The following is a 20,920-nucleotide window of genomic DNA, read 5'->3' on the forward strand; positions in this document are numbered from 1 at the left end:
CCAGACGAAGGGGACAAGATCGGCACCGGACCGAAAGCGCCCGCTCACAGCGGGCGACGAACGGTGACGGGCGCGTGATGAAAACTGTCGGCGGGACCCGGCAAGATGGTCGGCGTGAAGAAAACCAGCGCGTTGAGCCGGTTCTCGCCCGCGACCCGGGCGTGGTTCGGCGACGTCTTCGAGGCGGCCACCCCGGCCCAGCTCGAGGCGTGGGACGCCATCACCGCGGGCCGGGATGCGCTGGTGGTCGCCCCGACCGGTTCGGGCAAGACGCTGGCTGCCTTCCTCTGGGCGCTGGACCGATTGGCAACAATTCCTCCGGCGGACGACCCGAAGCTGCGCTGCCGGGTGTTGTACGTGTCGCCGTTGAAGGCGCTCGCGGTCGACGTCGAGCGCAACCTCCGCGCGCCGCTGATCGGGATCCGGGAGACCGCGCGGCGGCTCGGCGAGGCGCCGATCGATGTCGAGGTCGCGGTGCGTTCCGGCGATACGCCGGCGAGCGAACGACGACGGTTCGCTTCGCGGCCTTCCGACGTACTCATCACGACCCCTGAGTCGCTGTTCCTGTTGCTGACATCGCAGGGCCGGGAGTCGCTGCGTGGCGTGGAGACCGTGATCGTCGACGAGGTGCACGCGGTCGCGGGGACGAAGCGCGGTGCACATCTGGCGCTCACGCTGGAGCGGCTCGACGGGTTGCTGCCGAAGCCGGCGCAGCGGATCGGCCTGTCGGCGACGGTGCGCCCGGTCGAGGAGGTGGCGCGCTTCCTCGGCGGCGAACGGCCCGTCACCGTTGTGCAGCCGAAGTTCACCAAGCAGTGGGATCTGAGTGTGGTCGTGCCGGTCGAGGACATGGCCGAGCTGGCGAGCACGGAGCTGGAGACCTCCGGTTCAGCCGCCGGGCCACCGCGGCATGCGTCCATCTGGCCGCATGTCGAGGAGCAGGTCTTCGATCTGATCTCGCAACACAACTCCACGATCGTTTTCGCGAACTCGCGGCGCCTGGCCGAGCGCCTCACTGCCCGGCTGAACGAGATCGCTGCCGAGCGGGCCGAGCTCGAGCTGCCCGAGCAGGGTTCACCGGCTCAACTGATGGCGCAGTCGGGCGCGTCGCTCGCGGCATCACCGTTGATTGCGCGAGCGCACCACGGCTCGGTCAGCAAGGAGCAACGAGCGCTGATCGAGGCCGATCTGAAGTCCGGTCGGCTGCCGTGTGTGGTGGCGACGAGCAGCCTGGAGCTCGGTATCGACATGGGTGCGGTCGATCTGGTCATCCAGGTCGAGGCGCCGCCATCGGTCGCCAGCGGGCTGCAGCGCGTCGGCCGCGCCGGCCACCAGGTGGGTGCGGTGTCGCGCGGCGTGCTGTTCCCCAAGTTCCGTGGCGACCTGATCGACACAGCCGTCGTCGTGCAGCGGATGCGCGATGGACTGATCGAGAGCCTGCACATCCCGGCCAATCCGCTCGATGTGCTGGCGCAGCAGATCGTGTCGATCGTCTCGCTGGACACGGTCGACGTCGACGAGCTGTTCGCGTTGGTACGACGGTGTGCGCCGTTCGCAACGTTGCCGCGATCGGCGTACGACGGGGTCCTGGACATGCTCTCGGGCCGCTACCCGTCGGACGAGTTCGCGGAGTTGCGGCCGCGGATCGTGTTCGATCGGGTCAGCGGAGAGATCTCCGGGCGGCCTGGAGCGCAGGGCCTCGCGGTGACGAGTGGCGGGACGATCCCGGATCGCGGGCTGTTCGGCGTCTTCCTGGTCGGCGAGTCGACCAACCACCGCGTCGGCGAGCTCGATGAAGAGATGGTGTATGAGTCGCGGGTGGGCGACGTGTTCACCCTTGGCGCGTCGAGCTGGCGCATCGAGGACATCACCCACGATCGGGTGCTGGTCTCCCCCGCGCCCGGTCAGCCGGGGCGATTGCCGTTCTGGAAGGGCGATGCGGTGGGACGACCGGCGGAGCTCGGCGCGGCGACCGGCGCCTTCGTCCGGAAGATGGCATCGCTGCCGGCCACCAAGGCGGTCGAGCGGGCGCGGACAGCCGGCCTGGACGAGTACGCCGCGAACAACCTCGTCTCGTATCTCGCCGAGCAGCGCGACGCGACGAGCCGGGTGCCGGATGACGTGACCGTCGTGGTCGAGCGGTTCCGGGATGAGCTCGGCGACTGGCGTGTCTGCGTGCATTCGCCGTACGGCGGTCAGGTGCACGGACCGTGGGCACTGGCGATCGCAGCGCGGCTGCGCGAGCGGTACGGGATGGATGCGCAGTCTGTCTCGGGTGACGACGGGATCGTCCTGCGGCTGCCGGAGACGGACGAGCCGCCGCCGGGTGCGGATCTGGTGCTGTTCGATCCGGCGGAGATCGAGGACTTGGTGACCGCCGAGGTCGGCGGATCGGCGTTGTTCGCCGCACGGTTCCGCGAGTGCGCTGCGCGGGCGTTGCTGTTGCCGCGACGAAATCCTGGACGGCGTTCGCCGCTGTGGCAGCAGCGTCAGCGGTCGGCGCAGCTGTTGTCGGTGGCAAGCAAGTATGGCTCCTTCCCGATCGTGCTCGAGACGTTGCGCGAGGTGTTGCAGGACGTCTACGACCTGCCCGCGTTGAAGGATCTGCTCACCGGGATCAGCGAGCGGCGGATCTCGGTGGTCGAGGTGGAGACGCCGGAGGCTTCGCCGTTCGCGAAGTCGTTGCTGTTCGGGTACGTGGGCGCGTTCATGTACGAGGGCGACAGTCCGCTCGCGGAGAAGCGTGCGGCCGCCCTCGCGCTGGATCAGAGCCTGCTTGCCGAGCTCCTCGGGCGGACCGAGCTGCGGGAGTTGCTCGACGCCGAGGTCGTGCTGCGGACCGAGGCGGAGCTGCAACGGCTTGCCGAGGATCGCCGGGCTCGTGACGCTGAAGGGCTGTTCGACGTCCTGCGGATTGTCGGTCCGCAGTCGTTGTCCGAAGCCTCGCAGCGGTGTGTCGATGGTGCCGACGCCGAGTCGTGGTTGACGTCGCTGGCTTCCGCTCGCCGGGTGGTGCGGGTCCGGATCGCTGGTGAGCATCGGTGGGCCGTTGTCGAGGATGTGGCCCGATTGCGTGACGCCCTCGGCGTGCCGCTCCCACCCGGGGTCGCGGAGGCGCATGCCGAGCCGGTTGCTGACCCCCTCGGGGACCTTGTCTCGCGGTACGCGCGTACGCACGGACCCTTCCGGGCTATCGATCTCGCGACCCATCTGGGCATCGGTGTTGCTGTCGTCACCGATGCGCTGCGGCGGCTTGGTGCGGCCGGGCGGGTTGTCGAGGGCGAGTTCCTGCCTGGCGGGATCGCGCTCGAGTGGTGCGACAGCGAGATCCTGCGGTTGCTTCGGCGGAGGTCATTGGCCGCGCTGCGCAAGGAGGTTGAGCCGGTCGATCCGTCCGCGCTCGCCCGGTTCCTGCCCGCGTGGCAAGGGATCACGAGCAGCCGAGGCCGTGGGTACGACGTACTTCTTGGTGCGGTCGAGCAGCTGGCCGGCTGCGCCGTACCGGCGTCGGCGCTGGAATCGATCGTGCTGCCCTCGCGGGTGCCGGGATACCAGCCGTCGATGCTGGACGAGCTGACCGCGACCGGTGAGGTGGTGTGGGCCGGGTCGGGTTCGCTGCCCGGGACGGATGGGTGGGTGTCACTGCATCTCGCGGACAACTGCGACCTGACCCTGCCTGATCCGGATCCTGCCTTTGAGCTCGGGGACACCCATCAGGCAGTGCTCGACGCCTTGTCGGGTGGTGGCGCGTTCTTCTTCCGGCAGTTGAGTGATGTCGTCGGGGCGGCATCGGGTGTGGTGGACGACGCGACGCTGGTCGGAGTGCTGTGGGATCTCGTGTGGGCGGGTCATCTCACCAACGACACGCTCGCTCCGGTGCGTTCGCTCGTTGGCGGTGGGCGGGGTAGTCATCGAGTTCGGCGTACGACGCCTCGTGCCCGACCGGGACGTCCGCGGCCGGGGCGACCGGCGATGCCGTCGCGTAGTGGGCCGCCGACGGCCGGCGGCCGGTGGTCGTTGCTTCCGGCTCGTAGTGAGGACGCGACGCGGCGGGCGCATGCTGCGGCGGAGACGCTGCTGGATCGGTACGGGATCGTCACGCGCGGATCGGTGATGACGGAGCGGACTCCGGGCGGGTTCGCGGCCGTGTACAAGGTGCTGAGTGCCTTTGAGGAGTCGGGACGATGCCGGCGCGGGTACTTCGTGGCTGGGCTTGGCGCTGCGCAGTTCGCGCTGCCTGGTGCGGTGGATCGACTACGGGCACTGGCCGAGTTGCCCACGTCTACTGGCGCCGGATCAGCTCGCGCCCCGGCCGGCGGTCGGCGTGACGCGGAGCTGACGGCGAGGGCCGTCGTACTCGCGGCTTCCGATCCCGCGAATCCGTACGGCGCGGCACTGCCGTGGCCCGAGCGGGAGAGCGCGGGTGGACACCGGCCTGGGCGGAAGGCTGGTGCGTTGGTCGTGATGGTGGACGGGCAGTTGATCGTGTACGTCGAGCGTGGTGGGCGGACTGTGCTGAGTTTCACCGAGGACTCTGACCTGTTGCAGCCGGCGGTCGATGCGCTTGCCTTGTCGATCCGGGATGGTCAGCTCGGCAAGCTGAGTGTGGAGACGGCCGACGGTGAACAGGTCCGGCATACGGCCTTCGGTGACGCACTGGCGAAGGCGGGCTTCCATGCGACGCCGCGGGGCTTGCGGCTGCGGGCTTGAGTCGGGACGGGCTTGAGCGATGCCTGAGGGAGATACCGTCTGGAGGGCCTGCAAGCGGCTGAACCAGGCCCTTGGCGGCCAGGAGCTGCTCCGGACGGACTTCCGGGTGCCGTCGCTGGCGACGACCGACCTGAGCGGTCGCACGATGCTGGAGGTCGTTGCGCGCGGCAAGCATCTGCTGATGCGGGTGTCCGGCGGGGTGACGGTGCACAGCCATTTCCGGATGGACGGGAGCTGGCATCTGTACCGGCCCGGCGAGCGCTGGCATGGCGGACCCGATCACCAGATCCGCGCCGTACTCGAGACCGCGTCGTGGACGGCAGTCGGTTATCGGCTGCCGGTGCTCGAACTCGTTGCGACGGACGCCGAGGACACGGTGGTCGGCCACCTTGGGCCGGATCTGCTGTCGCCGTCGTTCGACCGTTCCGTGGCGATCGCGAACGTCGAGGCTGATCCGGAGCGAACCATCAGCGAGGCGTTGCTGGACCAGCGGAATCTCGCTGGGATCGGGAACTTCTATCGCAACGAGGTCTGCTTCCTGCTGGGCCTGCACCCGTGGCGACCGGTCTCCTCCGTCGATGTGCCTGCGGCTGTCGATCTCAGCCGGCGACTGATGAAGGCCAACCTACGCAACGGCACGCAGGTGAGCACCGGCGTCGACCGGCCCGGCCAGCGGTCCTGGGTGTTCGAACGCGCCGGCAAGGCGTGCCGCCGCTGCAAGACGACGATCCTGACCGCGTCAGTCGGCGAACCACCTCGCGACCGAGTCACCTACTGGTGCCCCGCCTGCCAGCCCGAGAACTGACCTGTGGATAACGCCGGCACCGGGACGGGACGCGGATATCTTCTCTGACGCATCGAACATTTGTTCGAGCGAGAGGAGAGGCTGATGTGCGACAAGTGCGATGGTTTGACCAACGAGCAGTATGTGGAGCAAATCGAGCGGAACATCCAGACCTACGGGTGGACGATCCAGTATGTCGAGGGCGATGGGGCGCGCAATCCAGCGTTCGGGTACTCGCTCGGGCTCAGCCTGTACCGGCACCCGGAGATCATCGTCTTCGATCCCGACCCGGGCTGGACCTACCTGGGGATCAAGCCGCTCGCGTGGGCGGTGATGGACGGCGCCGTCTTCGACGAGGGCGACGACCTGTCCGCGTACTTCCCGCCACCAGAGACCGCCGAGCTCCTCCGCTTCCCCGATTCCGCAACCCACCTCTTCACCGCCAACCACATGTTCCGCCAACCCGACGACCCTCCCCTCCCCGCCCTCCAACTCCTCTGGCCAACCCGAGTCACCCTCATCCAACCCACCACCCCTCACCCCACGTCCGACGAACTCCCCACTGACCCGAGCTCGGCGAGCGGCATGAGCTAGCGGACCCGCAGCGGACGGCCGATCTCGTTATTGGCGCCGTCAGGCTCTTGCTCAGCGCGAAGCAGATAGTTGGCCTGGGCGTCCTGGTCCCAGGGTGAGGTCCTGCTGGCCGGAGTTGTGTCAGCGGAGGCGGCGGCCGTGTATGGCCATCGAAGTGGTCCTCCCCTACCCCCAGAACTTCCATCCCCTCCTCGTCGCCGGCGGAGTCTGCTGACGGCTTTCCTGCTTTGCCGGTGCCCGGTGTTAGGCAGGCGGTAGATCGCAAGCGAAGGAGGAGCCATGCGTTGGGCGCAGTTGGAGGCGAATCAGCCACGGCTGGCGGAGGTGGGCCGGAGGCGGTTGTTCGGGCCCGGCGTCGTACTCGTGGGCACCATTCGTCGTGACGGGACACCCCGCATCAGTCCGGTGGAGCCATGGGTGATGGCCGGCGAACTCTGGCTGTCGATGTTGTGGCAGTCGGCCAAGGCGGCCGACCTCGAACGCGATCCACGAATCCTCGTGCACAGCGTCGTCACCGGTCGCGACGGCGCTGGCGGCGAGTTCAAGATCCGAGGACGGGCAAGCGTCGAGCGCGATCCATCAGTGCAGCAGCAGTACGCCGATGAAGTCGCGGCCGCACTGGGGTGGCGACCGATGCTCGGACGATTTCGCCTGTTCGGAGTGGATGTCGCGGACGTCACCTACATCCGCTACGACGAGCCCACCGGCGACCAGTACGTGACCCGATGGCCGCAGAGCCGCGAGTACGTGCGCCGCGGGACCTCCGCGACGTCCGTCGGCAGGCCAGAACCTCACGAGGACCTCCTCCAACCCCGCTGAGGGCTTGGTCACGGTAGCGACCGGCGCCGGGCGCCGCCAGGCTCACCGTTGGGGCGTGCGGGCTCGAGGGGTGAGGGTGGTGGCTGTTTGTAGGGCGGTTCGGGCGGCTGTTATGGCGGGGTGGGTGGCGGTGCCTCGGCGGTAGGCGAGGTGGGTTTTGCGGTGGATGGGGAGGGGCGTGAGGACCACGGTGGTGGGTGGGGCGACGGCGGCCAGGTCGGGGATGAAGGCGACGCCTTGGCCGGCTGCCACTAGGGCGAGCACAGCGCCGAAGTCGTCGGCGTGGTGGCGGATGCGTGGCGTGAATCCGGCGGCTTCGCAGGCTCGGATGGTCAGGGCGTGGCAGAGGGTGCCTGGAGTGCCGGCGATCCAGGAGGAATCACGTCGGTCGGTCAAGGGGCCGGCAGTGAGGGCAGCTAGGTGGACGGTTTCTTGGAGGAGTGGTTCGGTTTCTAGTCCTGGATCGGAGGTGATGGGGACGTAGTCGTACTCCTGGAGCAGTGCGATGTCGAGGCTTTCGTCGCGGAGGGCGTCGGGCACTGACGCGGGATCCAGTTCGGTGACCATGAGGTCGAGGCCTGGATGCTCGCTGCTCAGGGCTACGACGGCGGGTGTGAGGATCGTCGGGACTGCTGTGGGGAAGACTCCGATGCGCAGGGTTCCGGTGAGGGCTGTGGCGGTCGAGGCCAGGTCGGCGGACGCCTCGTGGAGGATCGCGAGGATTGACTCGGTGTGCTCGACAAGCCCGCGGGCCGCTGGGGTGAGCGTCACTCGGCGGCCGGTGCGTTCGAGAAGTTGGACTCCGGCCTCGCGTTCGAGAGCGCTGAGTTGTTGCGAGACCGCTGACGGCGTGTAGGTGAGCGCCTCGGCGACGGCTGCGATCGTTCCCCGGTGGGCCAACTCAAGGAGGAGCCGGAGTTTGCGCACATCGAGCATAAGCACACCTTACGCTCGGCGACAGAAATTCGAACTGGACCTGCAGAGCGGAGGTGAGTGATCGTCGAGGCATGTCGCTCACTGGTCTCTTCGTTCCGCTGATCACGCCGTTCACCCCAGCGGGTGAACTCGCATCCGATGCTCTGGAGTCGCTCGCCCAGACCGTGCTCGACGATGGAGCGGCCGGCATCGTCGCCTTGGGCACCACGGGCGAACCGGCGACGCTCACGGCGGCGGAGCGCCGCAGGGTTGTCGACATCTGCGCGGGAGTGTGCGCGGAGCGCGGAGCGGATTTGATCGTCGGTGCCGGCTCGAACTCGACTGACGGCTCGATCGGCATGCTCGGGGAGCTTGATCCTCGCGCCACCGCGGTTCTCAGCGTCGTTCCGTACTACACCCGACCATCTGAGGACGGCGTCGTTGAGCACTTCCGTCGGCTCGCGGCCGCCAGTCCGGTGCCGTTGATCATCTACAACGTCCCACACCGCACGGGCAGGCCGTTGGGGGCCGATACCCTCCGTCGGCTTGCGCTGCTGCCAAATGTCGCCGGGTTCAAGCACGCGGTGGGCGGTATCGACGATGCGACGGTTGAGTTCATGAGCGATCTGCCGGCGGATGTCGCGGTTCTTGCCGGTGATGATCTCCACGCTGGAACACTGCTGGCCCTCGGCGCGTCCGGGGCAATCCTGGCCTGTGCCAATGTGGCGACTCGTGCGTACGCCGATCTCGTCAGCGCCTGGCGCGACGGGCCGCTCGATGTGGCGCGCCTCAACAATCGGCTCGTTCCGCTGGCCCGAGCACTCTTCGCCGAACCCAACCCGGTGGTGATCAAGGCCGTACTGGCGGCTCAGCGCCGAATCCCCAGCCCGTACGTGCGCCTACCCCTGCTCGAAGCAACTCCAGCGGCCACCGCAGCCGCCCTCGACTGCTGCCAAATGTCACCGAGCCACACACGCTGAACCGCGGCTGGGCAGGCAACGCTCGCCAGATACCGACGAACAGCTGGCCGCCGGTCGTGACTAGGCGGCGGAGGCTACAACCTCGGTCTCGATGGTTGTCGGGTGGGCCAGGACGAGGGCCTCTTCGCGGGCCAGGTCCTCGCTCACTTCGGCGAAGACCGTCGAGAGCGGGACGTCGAGGGCCATGCAGATGGCGGCCAGCAGTTCGCTGGAGGCCTCCTTCTGGCCGCGCTCGACCTCGGACAGGTATCCGAGGCTGACCCGAGCGTCGGCGGATACCTCGCGGAGAGTGCGCCCTTGGCGCAGCCGCTTACGCCGCAGGACGTCGCCCAGCAGGCCACGAACCAGCACCATGAGGTTTCTCCCTTCCGCCTGTCCGGTCGTCTCTACTCGCACGGTAGCGCGACCGTAGGAACCAACGGTACCCGTTGCTGGGTCACCACTCCTCGCAATGTCCACCTTCGGTGCGCCGCGCCAGTCTGCCCTACCTGTCCCCATGCTGGTCTCAACACGCCGATCAGTCGAGTTCTTCCGCCACCAAAGCTGCTCCGAGTTCCAGAACGGCCCGTACGCTCGCCCGACGGATGGACGTGCGGTCACCGGTCAACTGCAAATTCCGCACCTGCGCAGACCCCGGTCCGGCCGCCGCGATGTACACCGTGCCGGCCGAGATCCCCGCCTGCGGGTCCGGACCGGCCACACCGGTCGTCGCCAGCCCGTAGGTGGCCCCCAGACGCTCTCGGACGCCTGTGGCGAGGGCAGCGGCCGTATCCGGGTGTACCGGACCCACAGCAGCCAGAAGATCCTCAGGTACGCCGGCAAGCTGTGCCTTCAGGTCAGTCGCGTAGACAACCACGCCGCCGCGGTACACGGCCGACACGCCCGGCACATCGGTCAGCGCGGCCCCGACCATGCCACCGGTCAGCGACTCAGCCGTCGCAACGGTTTCTCCCCGCTCCTTCAGCAACCCCACCAAGCGCGCCAGGACCGCCTCGAGCCCCGCGTCCCCTTCAGCCACCCGTCACCTCCACCAGGTGAGCTTATGGGAGCGGGCGTTTGGCGGCGGCGCGGAGGCGGAGGGCTCGGCCGACGTAGTCGATGCCGGTGACGATGGTGACGATGACGGCGGCACCCATGAAGGCCATGGCGGTCCAGTGCAGGGGTGCGAAGGATTGCCATGGCAGGAGGTACAGGCCGAGGGCAATCGCCTGGAGAACGGTCTTGAGCTTGCCGCCGCGGCTGGCCGGCATGACGCCGTGCCGGATCACCCAGAAGCGGAGTGCGGTGACGCCCCACTCGCGGACCAGCACCACCACGGTGACCCACCACGGGAGCTCGCCGAGATAGGACAACCCGATGAAGGCGGCGCCGGTGAGCGCCTTGTCGGCGATCGGGTCGGCGATCTTGCCGAAGTTCGTGACCAGGTTCCAGCGGCGGGCGATGTCGCCGTCGAAGCGGTCGGTGACGATCGCCACCACGAACGTGGCCGTCGCGAGCAGCCGGTTGCCGTCGGTGTCGCCGCCCTCGCGGAGCAGCAGCCAGACGAAGAGTGGGACCAGGACGAGCCGCAGGACGGTGAGCGCGTTCGGCACGTTCCAGGCGCTGGGCGCGTGGAGGTGGCCGGCGCGCGGCGCCGGGTTCGTCGGAGGGTTGGTCACGCGGTCAGGTTATCCGCCGGACGGCCGTCCTGGGGGCTCACGAGTGCCGCGAACTCGGCGATCAGGTCGACCCCGTCGCTTCCGACCACCTTCGCCGACACCAGATCGCCGACCCGAACCCCCTCGGGAAGCCCGGTCAGCGTCGTCGACCCGTCCACCTCAGGCCCCTGATGAGCGGCCCGCCCCTCCCCCGTACGCGCGTCGCCGACGGCGGAAGTGTCGTCCGCACGCGCGTCGTCGCCGGCGTGGATGTCGTCCGTACGGGCGTCGCCGACGGCGGGGATGTCGTGCGTACGGGCGTCGTCGCCGGCGGCGAGGGTGTCGCCTGTTAGGGCGTCGGCGGAGGAGGGCGTCCTGTCCAGAGATTCGACGAGGACTTCGAGGAGTTCGCCGATGCGGGATTCGGCGCGGGCCGAGGTGAGGTCTTCGGCCAGCCGGGTGACGCGATCGAGGCGGGCGGCGATGGTGTCCTCGTCGAGCTTGCCGTCGTACGTCTCGGCTTCGGTGCCGTCTTCGTCGGAGTATCCGAAGACGCCGATCGCGTCGAGGCCGGCGCGGGAGAGGAAGTCGCAGAGGATGTCGACGTCTTCCTCGGTCTCGCCGGGGAAGCCGACGATGACGTTGCTGCGGATGCCCGCGGTCGGCGCGGTCGCGCGGACCTGAGCGATGAGCTCGAGGAAGCGCTCGGAGTCACCGAAGCGGCGCATGCGGCGCAGGAGTGGGCCGGAGGCGTGCTGGAAGGAGAGATCGAAGTACGGGACGACGCCGGGGGTCGAGGTCATCGCGGTGATGAGGGTCGGGCGCATCTCCGCAGGCTGCAGGTACGAGACACGCACGCGGGTGATGCCGGAGACCGCGGCGATCTCGCCGACGAGGGTCTCGAGCAGGCGCAGGTCGCCGAGGTCCTTGCCGTACGAGGTGGAGTTCTCGGAGACGAGGAACAGTTCGCGTACGCCGTTCTCCGCCAGCCACTCGGCTTCGCGGAGCACCTCGGCTGGGCGGCGGGAGACGAACGCGCCACGGAACATCGGGATCGCGCAGAAGGCACACCGGCGGTCGCAGCCGGACGCGAGCTTGAGAGGGGCCATCGGGCCGCCGTCGAGCCGGCGACGCATGACGCGCGGGCCGCTCGCCGGGGCGGAGGTGAGGTCGGGGGCGTCGATCGTCAGCTCTTCCGGCCGGCCCGTGGCGAAGCGTCCCTTGAGAGCTGGGGTGTCAGGCGAGGCGGCGCCGGCAGAGCCGTCGCCGACGGGCCTCAGCTGGTCGGGAATGTGGTCGCCGTGGCCGGGGATGGCTATGCCGGTGGTGGCGGCTCGGGCGGCGGGGGCCAGCGGGAGGAGTTTGCGGCGGTCGCGGGGCACGTGGGGCTGGTGCTTGGTGCCGGCGAGGATCGAGCGGAGGCGATCGGAGATGTCGGCGTAGTCGTCGAAGCTGAGGACCGCGTCGGTCTCCGGGAGAGCCTCGGCGAGCTGTTCGCCGTACCGTTCGGCCAGGCAGCCGACCGCGACGACGGCCTGGGTGCGGCCGGATTCCTTGTAGTCGGAGGCGGCCAGCAGGGTGTCGACGGAGTCCTTCTTCGCGGCTTCGACGAACCCGCAGGTGTTCACCACCACGGTGTCCGCCTCGGCGGCGTCCTCGACCAGCCGGAATCCGCCGGCTTCGAGCCGGCCGGCCAGTTCCTCGGAGTCGACATCGTTACGGGCACAGCCCAGCGTGACCAGGGCGACGGTGGTGGGTGGCGTAGTCATCACGACGAGTATGACTTGCGGTGCAGCCCGCCACCTAACTCACCAACCCACGCCGCCCAACCCCCACGACGGGCCGCTAGGACGACGGGGATTTGCTGAGGGTGCCGTTGGCGTGGGCGTAGAAGCGGTACAGCTTGGTGTTGATGCGCTTGCCGTTCAGGGTGACGATGAGGTTCGCCGGGTTGCCGACGGAGATCCGGATGTCGCCGGCGCTGGTGACCGACTGGGCGATGCCCGGGCCGAGGTGCCCCTGGAAGAGCCGCTTGTTCTTCCTGTCGCGGACCGTCAGGTAGGTGCCGTCACCTTTCGCCGTCAGGACCAGCTCGGTCTTCAGGACCGGCGGCTTCTTCGTCGCCGTGCGGGTGGGGCTCGCGGACGGCTTCGGGGTCGGCTTCGGCGTGGGAGTGGTGACGGTCGCGGTGGTGGTCGCGGTCTTCGAGGCGTTGGCCTCGATGTCGTTGGGCAGCGTGAACAGGCGGACCATCCCCCAGCCCATCAGGCTGACCAGGATCGCGCCGACCACGACGGCCCAGCGCGGGCGGGCCGGGTGCAAGGTCGGGCCCTTGACCGCGGCGCGTTCCTCGCGGCGGGACTTCTCCTCCTCGACGGCCTGCTCAGCGTCGAAGCTGGCGATCAGCGGTGCGGGATCGGCCTTGACCACCCGGGCGATCGAGCGGATATGCCCACGGGCATAGAAGTTCCCGCCGCAGCGGGAGAAGTCGTCGGCCTCCATGGCCACGAGCAGCCCGGTTCTGATCCGGGTGGCGGCGCTCAGCTGCTCGATCGTCATGTCGGCCCGTTCGCGGGCCGCCGTGAGCTCGCTGCCGATGCTCACGTCCCCACCATCCTCTCCATCGCCCGGCCTAACTCCCGCGGACCGTCGGCATCGTCAAGCCGACAGCGGGACCGCCGACATCATGTCAACGGCCTTGATGCGACGGGGTCACGGCAGAGTCAGGCTTGTTCCCTGACCGGGCACCTGGCATCCGCCAGCATGTGCAGCGCCTGTACCACTTCCCCGTTCGACGGTCGCGCCGTCAACCCGAACGGTACCGCGAGTGAGGAGCCCGTCAGACGACGGTTCGCATCGGTCGTCTTGAGCGTCGAGCTCGGCATCGCTCCCAGAACCGGTCCGGGATCCAGTAAATGAACGGCAATCCGGCCGTCGTCCAGCAGGTGGCGGCGCTGCAGCACCGTCACCTCGTCGATGTCCTCCCAGCGTGTTCCGATCCATTCGTGGCCGATTCGCAACCGGATGCCGACCTCGTCGGCGACGAGCATGTCTCCGACCGTCAGTGCTCGCGCGCAGATCACCGCCAGTACTGCGAACGCCGCCGCCGCGATCCATCGCAGTACGCCGGTGGGACTGGTGGACGCGGACGCGGCAAAGCCGACGGCGACCAGCGCAGCTCCCAGCGCGAGCCCGCCGTGCACCCGCTGGGAGGCGCGGACGGTGAACGGCACGGGCTTGGGGTCGACGTCGAAACGGTCCTGCCTGGGCAGTGCGCTCGCGGCGGTCACGGGTCAGTCTCCTCGGAGGGTGGTGATGAAGTCCTCTAGATCATCCGGTTTCACCAGGACGTCGCGGGCCTTCGAACCTTCACTGGGTCCGACGACACCGCGGCTCTCCAGGATGTCCATCAGCCGGCCGGCTTTTGCGAAGCCGACGCGGAGTTTGCGCTGCAGCATGGAGGTCGAGCCGAACTGGGTGGACACGATCAGCTCGGCGGCCTGCACGACCAGGTCGAGGTCGTCGCCGATCTCGTCGTCGAGGTCCTTGCTCGGACCGGCCACAGCGGTGACGTCCTCGCGGTACGTCGGCTGCAGCTGGGTCTTGCAGTGTTCGACGACGCCGCGGATCTCCGACTCGGTCACCCAGGCGCCCTGGATACGCATCGGCTTGCTCGCGCCCATCGGTAGGAACAGGCCGTCACCCTGGCCGACCAGCTTCTCCGCACCCGGCTGGTCCAGGATGACCCGGCTGTCGGCCAGCGACGAGGTCGCGAACGCCAGCCGCGACGGCACGTTCGCCTTGATCAGACCGGTGACGACGTCCACCGACGGCCGCTGGGTGGCGAGCACCAGGTGGATACCGGCCGCCCGCGCAAGCTGGGTGATCCGGACGATCGAGTCCTCGACGTCGCGCGGGGCGACCATCATCAGGTCGGCCAGCTCGTCCACGATCACGAGCAGATAGGGGTACGGCGAGAGCACCCGTTCGGACCCGGGTGGTGGCTTCACCTTGCCGCCACGGACGGCCTTGTTGAAGTCGTCGACATGCCGGAATCCGAACGCGGCCAGGTCGTCGTACCGCATGTCCATCTCGCGGACGACCCACTGCAGCGCCTCGGCCGCCTTCTTGGCGTTGGTGATGATCGGCGTTATCAGGTGCGGAATGCCCTCGTAGTTGTTCAGCTCGACCCGCTTGGGGTCGACCAGGATCATCCGCACCTCGTCCGGCGTGGCCCGCATCAGGATCGAGGTGATCAGCGAGTTGACGAACGACGACTTACCCGAACCGGTCGCACCCGCGACCAGCAGGTGCGGCATCTTGGCCATGTTCGCGACCACGAAGCCGCCCTCGACGTCCTTGCCCAGGCCGGCCACCATCGGGTGGTGATCGTTGCGCGCGGTCGCCGAGCGGATCACGTCGCCGAGGCTGACGATCTCCTTGTCGGTGTTCGGGATCTCGATGCCGATCGCGGACTTGCCCGGGATCGGCGACAGGATCCGCACATCGGCCGAGGCCACCGCGTAGGCGATGTTCTTCGACAGCGCGGTGACCTTCTCGACCTTGACTGCCGAGCCGAGCTCGACCTCGTACCGGGTGACGGTCGGGCCACGCGTGTAGCCGGTGACCTGGGCGTCGATGCCGAACTGCTCGAACACCTCGGTCAGCCGGTCGACCACCTGGTCGGACGCCTTGGTCCTTGCCTTGTGCACCGAACCCGGCTTGAGCATCTGTCCGTCGGGCAGCGTGTAGGTGATGTCGCCGGACAGGCTGAGCTGCTCGACCCGCTGTGGGATCGGCGTGTGGGGAGGCGGCTCGGCCGGCGAGTCCGACTTCGAAGGACCACCACCGGCACCAGCCGGGGCGATGACAGCAACCCCAGCGGCTTCGGAAGCGTCGACGTCGTACGCGTCCTCGTCCACGGCCGACGCTGCCTTGGCCTTGCGCCCGCGCTTGGAGATCTCACGTCCCTCGAGGACCGGCGAGTCGTACGGCTTGACTGTCGGATCGCCGTCGTCCTCCTCCACCGCGGCCTTGGCCCGGCGCTCCTTGCGGGTCAGCCGGACGGTGTCGTCGGTCGGCGCGGCCATGACGGACGGTGCGTCCTCGGGCAGCGCCGTACGTCCCATCAGTACGTCGAACGCCGCGCGGAACCGCAGTGGGATCGCGTAGACCGGCGTACCGGTGATCACCAGCGCACCGAAGATCGAGAGCAGCACGAGCAGCGGTGCGGCGACGTACTCCGTGAGCAGGTCGGACAGCAGGGACGAGACGACGTACCCGATCGCGCCGCCGGCGTCCTGCAGCGGTCCGTCGGCCGGGTTGCTCGGACGGGGCAGACCGTTGGCGATGTGGACCAGGCCGAGTACGCCGAGGGCGACGGCGGTCCAGCCGATCACCTGACGTCCGGCCGGGCCGTTGCGGTCCGGGTGACGCAGCGTGCGCATTGCGATGAACAGGAGCATCAGCGGGACAGCCCAGCCGAGCATGCCGACGCTGCCGCCGACGACGGTCCGGATGCCCTTGCCGACCGCGCCCGGGAGGTCCCACCAGATGGCGGCGGCCACGACGACCGCCAGGCCGATCAGGAACAGGCCGGCGCCGTCGCGGCGGTGCTCGGGGTCGAGGTCGCGGGCACCGTGGCCGATGCCGCGGACCATCCGTCCGAGCACGTGCGCGATGCCGATCCAGACCTTCACCACACCGCGACCGAGAGCGATCATGGCGGCCGCGAACGGGCCCGGTCCGCTGTTTTTGGGCGTGCTGGTCCGCGCGGCGGTCGAACCACCGCGTTTCGCGCTCTGCCCACGCTTCTGGGCGCCTGACGAACGGGAGCGTCCACCAGCAGCCGAACGAGCCGTACTCGGCCGTTTGGCTGCCGACTTCTGCGCCCGCGCCGGGGAAGACGTGCGGGTCGCCATATCTAGCAGGCTACCCCGATTACCTCTCGAGTCCCACGTGTCACACGCCGATCACGCTGCCCCATCCGTCGCGTCACAGCGCTGCCACTCCCCTGCTCAACGCCCAGGAGCCTAAGAGAGGCGGAGGTCGGTTCAGGCTCCTGTGGTGCCGTCGAGTTGTTCTCGGAGCAGGTCTGCGTGGCCGCAGTGGCGGGCGTACTCGCCGATGAGGTGGATGTAGATCATCCGGAGCGTCGACTCGGTCCCACTGAAGGTGAACCGATCGTCGAGCGACCGTCCGGCAGCAGCCTCGTCCGAGAGCTTCCACTCCGCGATCAACCCGTCGTACGCCGCCTGTGCCTCAGCCGGATCGATGCGCTCGAAGTCGGCGTCCTTCCCCAGCGCGGGCGCGAAGAGCGGCTCGGCCGGCTCGTCGGCGAAGTGGATGCGGAACCAGATCCGCTCCACCTTGGTCAGATGCCGGATCAGACCGAGCAAGGACAGGTTCGACGGCTTCGACGGCCGCTCGGCCAACTGCTCCGCGGTCAGACCCGCGCACTTGTACAGCAGCGTGGTGCGGTAGAAATTCAGATAACCCTGCAGCAACTCACGCTCAGGCGCGGTCAGCGAACCGTCCGGTCGCTCGACTGCCGGTGCTCTCCAGGTCATCTTCATTCCTCACGATGTCCACGATGTGTTCGCCTATCTCATCACATGAGATAGGCGTTGGCGCAGGTCGTGGCCTGTTCGTTACCGTTCTCGGCAGGTCATGAGTGTCAGCGTGAAGCCCCGGCTTGCTGGCCGGCAACCCTCCTCCGCGGTGGGGTGCCCCGGGTGAAGACCAGGCCGTGCGGATACCCCGCTCGGCAAGCGCGGACTTCCCGGGAGCAGCACCATGTCGATCCTCTCTATCCTCGAGCCGGCCACTACGACGACCACGCGGCCGACCGTCGCCCGGCTCGTCACCGGCAACATCCCCGCCACGGTCGGTTCGGACCTGCTGGTCCCACTGGCCGACGGCCGGGTCACTGACTACGCGAACTTCGACCACGGAGCCAGTGCGCCGTGTCTGGAGTCGGTCCGGGCCAGCGTCGAGGCCGCACTGCCGTCGTACGCGTCCGTGCACCGCGGCAACGGCTACGCCTCCCGCATCACCACCCAGTGGTACGAGCGTGCTCGCACCGAGGTGCACGCGTTCGTCGGTGCCCGTGACGACGACCAGGTGATCTTCACCCGGCAGACCACCGACGCGCTCAACCTGCTCGCCCACGCCGTACCGGCGGACGCGACGGTGATCGTGTTCGAGTCCGAGCACCACGCCGCACTGCTGCCGTGGCCGGCTGAGCGGACTGTCCGTCTCAACGCGCCCAGCTCGCCCAGCGAGGCCGTCACCAACGTGGCCGACGCTCTGCGCAACGCTCCGGAGGGTCCGCGGCTGGTCGTCGTTACGGGCGCGTCCAATGTGACCGGTGAGATCTTCCCGATCGCGGAGATCGCCGCGGTCGCCAAGGCGCACGGTGCGCGGATCTGCCTCGACGCTGCGCAGCTCGCGCCGCACCGGCGGGTCGACATCGCCGCGCTGGACGTCGACTGGGTCGCACTGTCCGGCCACAAGCTTTATGCGCCCTACGGCGCCGGTGCGCTGATCGGCCGCGCCGACTGGCTCGACGCCGCCGACCCGTACCTGTACGGCGGGGGCGCGACGACTGCGGTCACCAACGACACCGTGGTCTGGGCGACCGGCCCGTCACGCCACGAAGGCGGCTCCCCCAACGTCATCGGCGCGATCGCCCTCGCCTCGGCATGTGCCGCGATCAGCAAGCACCGCGACGCGATCGAGCAGCACGAGCGCAGCCTGCTCGCCCGACTCCGGACCGGACTCGCTCAGGTCCCGGGCGTCACGACGTACTCGATCTTCGGCGAGGACGCGGACCGGGTCGGCACCGTCTGTTTCACCGTTGCCGGTGTGAGCTCCACGCTCGTGTCCGCGGCGCTGAGCGCCGAGTACGGCATCGGTGTGCGCGACGGAAAGTTCTGCGCACACCCCCTCGTCGGTCACCTACTCGCTGACTCCCCCGAGCACGGTACGGCGGTCCGCGCGAGCCTCGGTCTCGGTACGACGCGTGAGCACGTGGACCGCCTCGTCAACGCCGTACGAACGCTGGCCGCCGGTGGACCGCGGTCGGAGTACGAGGACACCGACCACGGCTGTCAGCCCACCGACGACCCGCGGGACTTGCACGCTCCCCGCATCTGGTAACGCCGGCCCTCCTACTGCTCAGGAGGTACGAGGCCTACATGGTGAGCAGCGAACGCCAGTAGGTCGGCCCATTCCGACGCGACCATCGCGGCGGGTTTGCCGAAGCCGTGACCGGTGTTGACCTCGACTCGGGTCAAGACAGGTGCGGACGAGGATTGGGCATGTTGCAGCTCGGCGATGAACTTGTGACTGTGCAACGGCACGACCCGGTCATCGTGGTCACCGGTGACCACGAGGGTCGCCGGGTACGACATGCCGTCGCGCAACCGATGCAGCGGTGAGTACGCCAGCAGGTCCTCGAACTGCTCCGAATCGTCCGGATGACCGAAGTCAGAGGCCCACGCGGCGCCCACGGTGAACAGGTGGAAGCGCAACATGTCCATGACACCCACACCGGGCATTGCGACCCCGAACAGGTCCGGACGCTGAGTCATGGCCGCACCGACGAGCAGACCGCCATTGCTGCGACCGTGAATCGCGAGCTGAGCCGAGGTGGTCACACCGGTGTCCCGCAGGTGCTCGGCGACCGCGATGAAGTCGTCGAACACGTTCTGCTTGTTCTTGAGCCGGCCCGCGTCGTGCCAGGTGCTGCCGTACTCACCACCGCCGCGCAGGTTCGCGATCACCAGCACGCCACCGGCCCCGAGCCAGGCCGGCCAGCCGGGCTTGTAGTCGGCCAGGATCGGGACGCGGAAGCCGCCGTACCCGTAGAGCAGGGTCGGTCGTGGCTGCGAGAACTCCAGGTCGGAGCGGGTGATCAGGAAGTACGGGACCTCGCGGCCGGGCTCGACGCGCCGGGTCACGGTGACCGATGGCGAGGTGAAACCACCTGAACCACGGACCAGCTCCGGCAGCGCACGGACCACGCCGGCATCGGTCGAGACGACGTACGACACCGTGGGGTCGGTGGTGGTCGACAACCCGACGAAGAGCTCGTCGTACTCGGGGCTGGCATGGAACTCCACCACGCCCCCGCCCGGTACGTCGATGACCCGTGCGTCCGAGCCGTCGAGCGCGTACAGCGTCAGCACTGGCTGCGCGTCGACCAGCGTCAGCGTGGCCAGTCCAGCAGCCGTACCGCGGACGGCCTGGAGTGTCGCCTCACCCTCGGCGATCAGGTCGACGAACGAGCCATCCAACGATGCGAGCACCACGCGACCACGGGACGCGTCGCGGTCGGTACGCAGTACCAGCTGGTCGCCGGACATCCGTACGAACGCGATCTCGTCCGCAAAGGTGTCCACCACCTTCACTGGCTCGCCGATTCCGTCGGAGGTGATCGGGAAGACCCAGAGCCGACTGCCAGGGTCAGTGCCCTCGTTGATGTGGACGATCAGGTAGCGATCGTCCTCCGAGACCTCCGGAGTGATGAAGTAACGGTCCTGGTCCGGGAAGCTGAGCACCAGCTCGTCCTCGGACTGCGGTGTGCCGACCTTGTGCAGCATCAGCCGTCCACCGGTCAGCGTCTTCGTCTCGGTGCCCTCACTGCGACCACTGGCCGGGTAGTGCAGATAAAGGTACGCCGAACTGTCCGGGAGCCACGTGGCTTCGGAGAACTTCGCTTCCGTCACCACGTCATCCACGGGCGTCCCGGTGGCGATGTCGAGCAGCCGGAACGTCGTCCAGTCGCTACCGCTCTCGTTGACGCCGTACGCGAAGTACTTGCCGTCTGGACTCACTGTGAACGAGCCCAACGAGTCAGTGCCGTCCGCGGACAGCGTGTTCGGGTCGATCAGCACTCGGCCACCGGTCAGTAGCTCGTCGAGGGACTCAGCGACGTACACGACGTCCTGTGCCTGTGTGCCGTCGTTGCGGCCGACCAGGTACCACCCGGCCTTCTTTACCGGGACTCCGGCGCGTGGACGCGCGAGGATCGCGGACATGGTGGTCTGGAACCACTGCCGCTCCGGATAGCTCGAGAGCTCGGCCTGAGTGAACTCGTTCTGCCGCCGCACCCAGTCCTGGGTATCGGGCGCGTCAGGGTCTTCCAACCAGCGGTACGGATCGGCGATCTGGTGCCCGTGCAACGTCTCGACCACATCGTCGCGGCGGCTCTCCGGATAGGTCATGGGGCCTCCCGGCCTGGACTGAGGAGTGAAGGGAGCGAAGCGACTGGAGCGACGAGGGAAGGCCGGGAGCAAAAGCCCCATGACCCGCCGCGCCGGAGGCGTGGCATCGATGCAGTCATGGGGCCTCCCGGCCTGGACTGAGGAGTGAAGGGAGCGAAGCGACTGGAGCGACGAGGGAAGGCCGGGAGCAAAAGCCCCATGACCCGCCGCGCCGGAGGCGTGGCATCGATGCAGTCATGGGGCCTCCCGGCC

General features: G+C 68.5%; 16 protein-coding genes and 1 riboswitch. Of the genes, 6 read left to right on the plus strand and 10 right to left on the minus strand.

All coding sequences use genetic code 11. From position 1 onward, the window contains the following. The first annotated feature begins 105 nt into the window (after positions 1-105). The 4 genes from AB0E63_RS25545 (at position 106) to AB0E63_RS25560 (ending at position 6,907) form a co-directional block, all read left to right on the plus strand. Positions 106-4,710 carry an ATP-dependent helicase gene (locus tag AB0E63_RS25545; protein ID WP_360371094.1) on the plus strand — a complete coding sequence of 1,535 codons (4,605 nt, stop codon included), beginning with the start codon at positions 106-108 and terminating at the stop codon, positions 4,708-4,710. Positions 4,711-4,729: 19 nt separating this feature from the next. After that, on the plus strand, positions 4,730-5,515 hold the full coding sequence (locus AB0E63_RS25550) for a DNA-formamidopyrimidine glycosylase family protein (RefSeq protein ID WP_360371097.1): 786 nt from the start codon (positions 4,730-4,732) through the stop codon (positions 5,513-5,515). A gap of 84 nt (positions 5,516-5,599) precedes the next feature. Further along, positions 5,600-6,088 (plus strand): DUF4262 domain-containing protein, encoded by a 489-nt coding sequence (locus AB0E63_RS25555; protein WP_360371100.1) that lies wholly within the window; start codon positions 5,600-5,602, stop codon positions 6,086-6,088. A gap of 279 nt (positions 6,089-6,367) precedes the next feature. Continuing rightward, positions 6,368-6,907 carry a pyridoxamine 5'-phosphate oxidase family protein gene (locus AB0E63_RS25560; RefSeq protein ID WP_360371103.1) on the plus strand — a complete coding sequence of 180 codons (540 nt, stop codon included), beginning with the start codon at positions 6,368-6,370 and terminating at the stop codon, positions 6,905-6,907. 42 nt (positions 6,908-6,949) lie between these two features. Here AB0E63_RS25560 and AB0E63_RS25565 read toward each other — a convergent pair whose 3' ends face one another. Further along, a complete protein-coding gene (locus AB0E63_RS25565) occupies positions 6,950-7,843 on the minus strand; it encodes a LysR family transcriptional regulator (RefSeq protein ID WP_360371106.1) in 894 nt (297 codons plus the stop codon). A 71-nt stretch (positions 7,844-7,914) separates the two neighbouring features. Between AB0E63_RS25565 and dapA the strand changes: the two genes are divergently transcribed. Further along, positions 7,915-8,802, plus strand: coding sequence for a 4-hydroxy-tetrahydrodipicolinate synthase (gene dapA, locus AB0E63_RS25570; RefSeq protein ID WP_360371109.1), 888 nt, complete (start codon positions 7,915-7,917; stop codon positions 8,800-8,802). 60 nt (positions 8,803-8,862) lie between these two features. Here the strand turns inward: dapA and AB0E63_RS25575 are convergent, their stop codons facing one another. The 8 genes from AB0E63_RS25575 to AB0E63_RS25610 all read right to left on the minus strand — a co-directional run bounded on the left by AB0E63_RS25575 (position 8,863) and on the right by AB0E63_RS25610 (position 17,008). Beyond that, positions 8,863-9,156 carry a helix-turn-helix transcriptional regulator gene (locus AB0E63_RS25575; protein ID WP_360371112.1) on the minus strand — a complete coding sequence of 98 codons (294 nt, stop codon included), beginning with the start codon at positions 9,154-9,156 and terminating at the stop codon, positions 8,863-8,865. A 163-nt stretch (positions 9,157-9,319) separates the two neighbouring features. Continuing rightward, a complete protein-coding gene (locus AB0E63_RS25580; RefSeq protein ID WP_360371115.1) occupies positions 9,320-9,820 on the minus strand; it encodes a CinA family protein in 501 nt (166 codons plus the stop codon). A 22-nt stretch (positions 9,821-9,842) separates the two neighbouring features. After that, entirely contained in the window at positions 9,843-10,460 is a 618-nt protein-coding gene (pgsA, locus tag AB0E63_RS25585) for a CDP-diacylglycerol--glycerol-3-phosphate 3-phosphatidyltransferase (protein WP_360371118.1), read from the minus strand. Beyond that, positions 10,457-12,208 carry a radical SAM protein gene (locus AB0E63_RS25590; protein WP_360371121.1) on the minus strand — a complete coding sequence of 584 codons (1,752 nt, stop codon included), beginning with the start codon at positions 12,206-12,208 and terminating at the stop codon, positions 10,457-10,459. Before AB0E63_RS25590 ends, pgsA begins: the two co-directional genes overlap by 4 nt. A gap of 76 nt (positions 12,209-12,284) precedes the next feature. Beyond that, complete coding sequence (locus tag AB0E63_RS25595) at positions 12,285-13,043, minus strand: helix-turn-helix domain-containing protein (protein WP_360371124.1); 759 nt, start codon at positions 13,041-13,043, stop codon at positions 12,285-12,287. A gap of 119 nt (positions 13,044-13,162) precedes the next feature. Beyond that, positions 13,163-13,729, minus strand: coding sequence for a hypothetical protein (locus tag AB0E63_RS25600; RefSeq protein WP_360371127.1), 567 nt, complete (start codon positions 13,727-13,729; stop codon positions 13,163-13,165). A 3-nt stretch (positions 13,730-13,732) separates the two neighbouring features. Further along, the gene (locus AB0E63_RS25605) at positions 13,733-16,360 is read right to left on the minus strand and encodes a DNA translocase FtsK 4TM domain-containing protein (protein ID WP_360371130.1); all 2,628 of its coding nucleotides are present in this window, start codon (positions 16,358-16,360) and stop codon (positions 13,733-13,735) included. A 132-nt stretch (positions 16,361-16,492) separates the two neighbouring features. Next, positions 16,493-17,008, minus strand: coding sequence for a DinB family protein (locus AB0E63_RS25610; protein WP_360371133.1), 516 nt, complete (start codon positions 17,006-17,008; stop codon positions 16,493-16,495). 96 nt (positions 17,009-17,104) lie between these two features. Next, a riboswitch (SAM riboswitch) is annotated at positions 17,105-17,218 on the plus strand. Between the two features lie 16 nt (positions 17,219-17,234). On the opposite strand from AB0E63_RS25610, the gene AB0E63_RS25615 reads away from it, so the two are divergent. Then, positions 17,235-18,599: an aminotransferase class V-fold PLP-dependent enzyme gene (locus AB0E63_RS25615; RefSeq protein WP_360371136.1), complete on the plus strand. Its 1,365-nt coding sequence runs from the start codon at positions 17,235-17,237 to the stop codon at positions 18,597-18,599. Between the two features lie 11 nt (positions 18,600-18,610). On the opposite strand, the gene AB0E63_RS25620 is transcribed toward AB0E63_RS25615, so the two are convergent. Beyond that, positions 18,611-20,668, minus strand: coding sequence for a prolyl oligopeptidase family serine peptidase (locus AB0E63_RS25620; protein WP_360371138.1), 2,058 nt, complete (start codon positions 20,666-20,668; stop codon positions 18,611-18,613). Between the last annotated feature and the right edge of the window lie 252 nt (positions 20,669-20,920).

Source organism: Kribbella sp. NPDC026596 (genome assembly GCF_040638415.1).
Lineage (GTDB): Bacteria > Actinomycetota > Actinomycetes > Propionibacteriales > Kribbellaceae > Kribbella.